Here is a 6,239-nt window from a genome sequence, read left to right on the forward strand (position 1 = left end):
TCGCGTCTGCTTCGTCGGCATTGACCACGGCCCAACCAAAATTCGTCGAGGGGGTGTTGAGCCAGTTCTGTACGTCAGTCACCATCGCGGCCGAACTCCAGTTCGAAGCGGCATTCAGCGTCGACCCGACCGACGTCGAGGCGCTGGCTGTGCTGGCGAAATCTCCGCCCGGCTTGGTCCATAACGTGCTGGGAAACGCCGACGCGTTCCAAGTGGCATCGCCGGCGTTGGCGGCGGCTCCCTGGCCGGTGCCACTGATGGTTCCGCCGCTTTCCGTCGTGCCTTCGCCCCAGCCTTTGGAAAGCGTGAACAGTCCGATATTGAATGCTCCGCCCGCGCCGCCAGCCGTTTGGCCGAGGAACAATTCCAACGTAACGGAATTAATGGTGGCGCCCGGCGGAACGTGGCCAGCCACGTTGAATTCGATGAGCCCGCGGCGCGGGGAAGTCATGCCGTTGGTCCCGGCAAACATGCCGGGGCCGGCGCCGTTGCTGTTGTTGACGTTGTTCTGAAAGATGGTGGCGTCTTTGACGTCGGTCGCGATGTTGGAGTCGTTCGCTCCGCCAATCGTGACGGTAGTTGCCGCAGCGGAACTTGCCAAACAAAGCACGGCCGCAACGCTGAAAATCCTAGACATTCGCATAAGCCGGCTCCTCTTTAGTTGTTGACTCAAAGGTTCGTGTTATTCCGCCGGGCCAGTCCAAATACTGCCAGGCACGATCCATCTCACAGCGGGGAGTTGCGGATCACCGATGCCGCAGCCCACCAGATCGCCGGGCAAGCAATCCACGTGCCCATCCAGAAACGCGATATTGATCATCCCCGCGTGACGTGCCACGGGGCTGTATGCCAACTTGGACGGTAAAATCGAGCAGTACGGCCCAGGACCGTCTGCCATGAATACCATCGTCGATGTGGGACCGACTCTCTCGATGTGATCAGGCAGCGGAGCGTTCCAAGTCGATAACCACATGTTCATCCCGTAAGTAAAGAACGCGGCCGGGACAGGATTGACGATTGCCACGGCGTCGGGGCAAATCCAGATGCCGGAACTTTCCGGCGATGGCTGCATGCCAAGCGTGGTCAGCGTGCTATAGGATTGATTCTCCATCAGCGGCGGCAGGGCATTGAACCAATCCTCGGGTCGCGTGAGCTGTTGCGTGGCCTGAACACCCTGTCCGCGGCGAGGTAGGTAACCGCCCGAAGTGTCGACGAAGCGCTGCAGGGTGATCGTCCATTGGTGCAAATTGGACTGGCACGTCATGCGGCGCGCGGTCAGCCGCGCCATTTGGATCGCAGGCAAGATCAGTGCCAACAGCACGCCTATGACCGTAACAACGACCAGCAGCTCCAAGATCGTAAACCCCCGCGGTCGCACGCCACGCTTTCGGCCGTCAAGGAGTCGCATTCGTTTCTCCTTTGCTCTCGCACGTGACAAGACCAGTGCAGTGGCGGGAAGTCTGCCAACCCCTTGGACCAGCAAGGAAAACTCGTGGCAACTGAGATAGCCACCGGAATTATGTGGCTTCAAAACCCGCGGCCGGCATGATAGTGTCAAGGTGTGCCATGAACGTGTCAATCCCTGAAAACTTGAAAAACCGCGTCAAATCTGCGCGGATTGCCCGTGGCTGGTCGCAGGACGAATTGGCTCGTCGTAGCGGTCTATCCCGCAGCGGCATTAGCGCCATCGAAATCGATCGGCTGGTCCCCTCGGCCATCGCCGCGCTGGCCTTGGCCAAAGCATTCAGTTGCCGAGTCGAGGATCTTTTCTCTCTCGGCTCGCCCGTCGTTCCCCACGGCGTTTGGGCCGCGTCTCCCGCCACCAGTCCCTGCCGGTATTGGCACGCCGACGTCGGCGGACGACGGTTGCACTACCCGGCCGACCTTTGTGGTGAGACGGTGCTGCCCCACGACGGTGTCTTCGACGGAAAATCGCTTTGCCCGGCGCCGCAGGCCGAGGCCGAACAGACACTGGTGATGGCCTGTTGCGACCCGGCAGTCGGTCTACTTGCCCACGAGCTGGCACGGCGCGCCCAGATTCGACTGTTGGTCATTCCTCGCTCGAGCAGGCAAGCTCTCGACCTGCTGCGCGACGGACTGGTCCACGCGGCCGGCCTGCACTTATCGCGCGCTGGAGAGGACGACAATGCGTGCGCGGTGCGCGACAGCATTGCGAGCGGCACATACAGCTTGTTGCGCGTGGCCCAATGGGAAGAAGGGCTGGCCATTGCGCCGGGTCGGCAGCTGCGCACGGTGCGATCAGCGCTGCGAGCCCGCTTGCGCTGGGTCGGGCGCGAGTCAGGAAGCGGCGCGCACCAATGCCTGCTGGAAGTACGCGGCGATCGCCCGACTCCACGCCACCACGCCAGCAGTCATCGCGGTGTGGCCGAAGCGATCCGCAGCGGCTGGGCCGACGCCGGGGTTTGTCTGCGGATGGTGAGCGATCAGGCCGGCCTCGATTTTCTTACGATTCGAGAAGAGGCCTACGACCTGTGCTTTGCGGCCGACAGCACTCACGATCCACGCATTCAGGCACTGATCGAAGTTGTCCGCTCCGCCAGCTACCGCAAGTTGCTGGGAGAGCTGCCAGGCTATTCTGCAACAAGCGCCGGGGCCATTCGGACCCTGACCGCGCCGGACAACTAGCTGGCAGCGATCCGCCTGCCGAGAAGGTCTTGTCGAGTCGTCTGCCAGTATCGTTTCTCAAGGCCGGCGGCCTCGCTCGCCGTTCCTGCACATCTTTGCATGCAAGCGAGCTGACCTCCTTCAGCTTGTTGTGGCAGAACTTTAATTTAAAGCACCGCATTTTGAAATGCTATCTCCGGACGCCTCTTCGGTTGAAAGAGACGCAAGATCGCGAAACGCCCCCGCGAACTCGCGTTAAGCTGCGCAAGTGCGGCTGTGCTTGCCGCCTGTGACTTTACTTCCAATGCCGGTCGGCAAATTTGGGCGATTATTGCGGATTATAAGGGTCGCTCCGCGCACGTAAGCGCGTCCGTCACGACGGGCCCGCCCGCGCTCCATTTCATTTCGCAGCAACGCGCTTGTCAGAGCACTGCAAGACCAACGACAACCTGGGGGTGGCCCGCACAGCAAACCACCCCGGGGTCACGCGCCCAGACCGCCGGCTGGCGGCGCTGCTGGCATGCGCGCTATGGGTCGGCAATGCACTGCCAGCAGTCGCCGAGCTACCGGCACCGGGAAATCTAAATCCGGCGCTGCCGCCCGCTGAATTGGTGGCGGCGACGCTGCCTCCCGCGGCTTCCCCTCCAGCAGTTCCGGCGCGCATGGCGGCAGATAGCACGACGTTTTGGCGCTTGCCGTCGGTCGTGCCCGCGGTGGCGAAAGCACGCCCCGCCGGGCCTGTCCATTCCATGCTTGTCGAAGACCTCGACCGGCGTTTGTCCGATCTCAAGCGGCAACCGGGCGATTTGGCGCCGCCGGAGTTGAGAGTGAGCGCCTTGCCGAGCGCCATGCGAGACATCACGCAGCCCGACAGCCAAATGGGATCGGACCCTGTCTGGCACGCCTCGTCCGTGGGGAGTGCCCTATCGAGTGCCACGCAAAACGCAGCTTACGTGACGGGACAACCGCAACTTCTACCGTCGCCCCCGGCAGAGGACATCGACTCTCTGCGCAGCGAGTTGCGACAGGCCATTTCGCGCCTCGACGCCGCCCAACGACAAATGGTTTCCGCACAACAGCCCGGCAACGGCGGCGACGCGCCCCCATCGGGCGGCGGTGGGGATCGGCTGTCGACCCTGGAATCCGCCTTTGACCGGTTCGAAGACCAAATGACCGCCGAGCGCGCGGCCAAGTTTCCCTCGGCCAGGCTCACAGGCTTTACGCAGCTCGATGATTACATCATCAGCCAGGACCCTCTCAACAAAGCCACGGTCGGCAATGCACAGAATGGCTTGGGCTTTCGTCGCGCACGTTTGGCGGTCGTAGGCAACGTGGCCGCGCTGACGGCCTACATGATGGAGGTCGATTTTGCCACGGCCGGACGGCCGAGCTTCTTCGATATGTGGGTGGAACAAGACCGATTGCCGGTCCTGGGCGCATTGCGGGTGGGTCAGTATTTGCAGCCTTTCAGCGCGGACGCCATGAGCGGATTCCGCCATTTACCCTTCCTCGAGCGGTCGCTGCCGTTCTTGGCGTTCGTCCCCTTTCGCCGTGTCGGCGCCATGTCGTCGATCAACACGCAGGATGAACGAACCTATTTCGCCTACAGCTTGTTCCGCACCGGCGGATTCAATAACGCGCCCGAAGGAGACAGCCGTTTTGCTACCGACATCGGCGACCAAGGGGGCCTGTCGTTTTCTGCCAGGTTGACGAATCTCTTGATCTACGATCCCAATGCCGAGGATCAATACCTGTGGCACGTCGGTGCTTCGTACAACTACAGCCGCATGACCGGCAATACGGCCAGCGGCGCGCAACCGTTTTATCAGGCGCGCACGGGTCCCGAGTTCGGACCGATTGGCGATGGAATCGACACGGTTCCTGCGACGTTCGGCCCTGTCAGCTATGCGGCCGCGAACTTTACGCCGCCGAGTTTCATCGATTCCGGGCGTTATCTGGCCGATAGCTTCAATCTGTTTGGCGTGGAGACGGTCTACCAATACGAAGCCTTCAGCGCCCAGGCCGAGTTCATGGCCACGGGCGTCAACAGCGTCGTCGGTCCGATCTGGTACACCGGCGCCTACGGCGAAGTCATGTATCGCTTGACCGGCGAGCATCGTGGTTACGACAGACGGCTCGCCTCGCTGAAGAACCCTCTCCCTTTCACGGATTTCATCTCGCTCAAGCCTGGCGGGATCAGGGGGTGGGGTGCCTGGGAAGTCGCGGCCAGGTTGTCGTATATCGAGATACGTAATCCATCGAGTCTGCTTCCTGCCGACTATATCGCTGGCACGAACTCGTCAGGCAACGGTACTTTGACCGACACTACCGTCGGCATGACATGGTGGTGGAATTACCACACCAAGTTGCAATTCAATTGGATCCACTCGATGCTGAACAATGCAGCAATGGGCTACAGCCTGGCCGATAGCTTTGTAAGTCGCTTGCAGGTCGACTTTTGAAGCGGCCTCCGACCCCGAAGCATCGCGAGCACCGTGTCATCCAGTACGCGGACAAATCAGTCGCGTCTCGCGACACCTCTCGGCTGCCACTCGCGCGCCGGCTATTCGTAACCAGCATACGCGCCGGGGTGTGCGAACCCCTTTCATATCGGCACCAGTTTACCCCCTAGGCGCAAACGTCAACGTCTACGCTTGACACGACAGTCGTATTCGAGAGCAATGGCAACTGGTCTAAATAGCGGTGGCATAAGTGTCTCCATGCGTACGGTGCGATTACATCATGGAGGTTGGACGTTACGTCGCGATGCGTCAACACTTATCGACCGTTATCTGCGTCCGCGTTTGCGGCGATAAAGACTTGACTATTTACGCTGTCCACTAGTGCTTAGTGGCTTCTGTACGACCAGTGCTGCGCTATGCGATTGCTCTGCGCAGTGGTGATGATGGTCAACGTGCGCTGTACGCTACTGCTACGTGCTGCTGTGCGTGGTGCGTTGCGCTGCGATGGTGATGTAGACCCGTAGTGGGTCTGGTGGGCTGTGCGTCTGGTGTGGGTACGGCTATGGGTGCAATTGCGGTGCAATGCAGATACAGATGGGTGCAACGTGGATACGATCGGTTGCACGTTGGCTGCCTTCGTGGTAGCCGGTCATTTGCCGTTTCGTTACTAGCGGTTTTTGGCAGGCGGCGGTGGCTGTGATATAATGCGGCCGTGGTGGAAACCGGCCCACATCCTCGACGTTGGTTCGCAAGAGTAGTGGGCTGCATTGCGCCCAGTTCTGTTGATATCTGCCTCACCTGTCATCCTAAGCAGCACTACAACAGTGTGCCAACTCAGATACCGATTGGGATTGTTCCAATCGACTTGCGCTTTCCCAACCGTGAATTCATCCTTGTGCTCGATGTCGACGGGAAACCCGAGAGGGTCGAACGATTCGATATCTCAGAAGTTCCTGATGCGATTAGCCAAGAGTGGTATCTCAATGGGTAGCAATCCCGATTTCAAACTGTCCCACTGATATGGTTGGACCAGTCAAGTTGGTATTCAGTTTGGTTAGGTCATGGTGTTTTTGTGCAGAAGGTCGGCCAGAGTCGGTGACGACGATAGATCACTCTGATATACGCGGGTTGGTTACCGCATGACCTGATTAC

At 60.2% G+C, this 6,239-nt stretch carries 4 protein-coding genes; 2 read left to right on the forward strand and 2 right to left on the reverse strand.

What is annotated here, in order from left to right:
* A partial coding sequence (locus VGG64_12990; GenBank protein ID HEY1600515.1) for a DNRLRE domain-containing protein occupies positions 1–643 on the reverse strand: 643 nt, incomplete at its 3' end.
* 39 nt (positions 644–682) lie between these two features.
* Complete coding sequence (locus VGG64_12995; GenBank protein HEY1600516.1) at positions 683–1,408, reverse strand: DUF1559 domain-containing protein; 726 nt, start codon at positions 1,406–1,408, stop codon at positions 683–685.
* A 158-nt stretch (positions 1,409–1,566) separates the two neighbouring features.
* On the opposite strand from VGG64_12995, the gene VGG64_13000 reads away from it, so the two are divergent.
* Both VGG64_13000 and VGG64_13005 read left to right on the forward strand, forming a co-directional pair.
* Positions 1,567–2,646 (forward strand): substrate-binding domain-containing protein, encoded by a 1,080-nt coding sequence (locus VGG64_13000; protein HEY1600517.1) that lies wholly within the window; start codon positions 1,567–1,569, stop codon positions 2,644–2,646.
* A 398-nt stretch (positions 2,647–3,044) separates the two neighbouring features.
* Positions 3,045–5,087 carry a porin gene (locus VGG64_13005; GenBank protein HEY1600518.1) on the forward strand — a complete coding sequence of 681 codons (2,043 nt, stop codon included), beginning with the start codon at positions 3,045–3,047 and terminating at the stop codon, positions 5,085–5,087.
* Positions 5,088–6,239 lie beyond the last annotated feature (1,152 nt).

This window comes from Pirellulales bacterium (assembly GCA_036490175.1).
GTDB lineage: Bacteria > Planctomycetota > Planctomycetia > Pirellulales > JACPPG01 > JACPPG01.

Coding starts and splice junctions, on each gene's coding strand:
- VGG64_12995 (HEY1600516.1), bottom strand. CDS start 1,408: ATGCGACTCCTTGACGGCCGAAAGCGTGGCGTGCGACCGCGGGGGTTT.
- VGG64_13000 (HEY1600517.1), top strand. CDS start 1,567: ATGAACGTGTCAATCCCTGAAAACTTGAAAAACCGCGTCAAATCTGCG.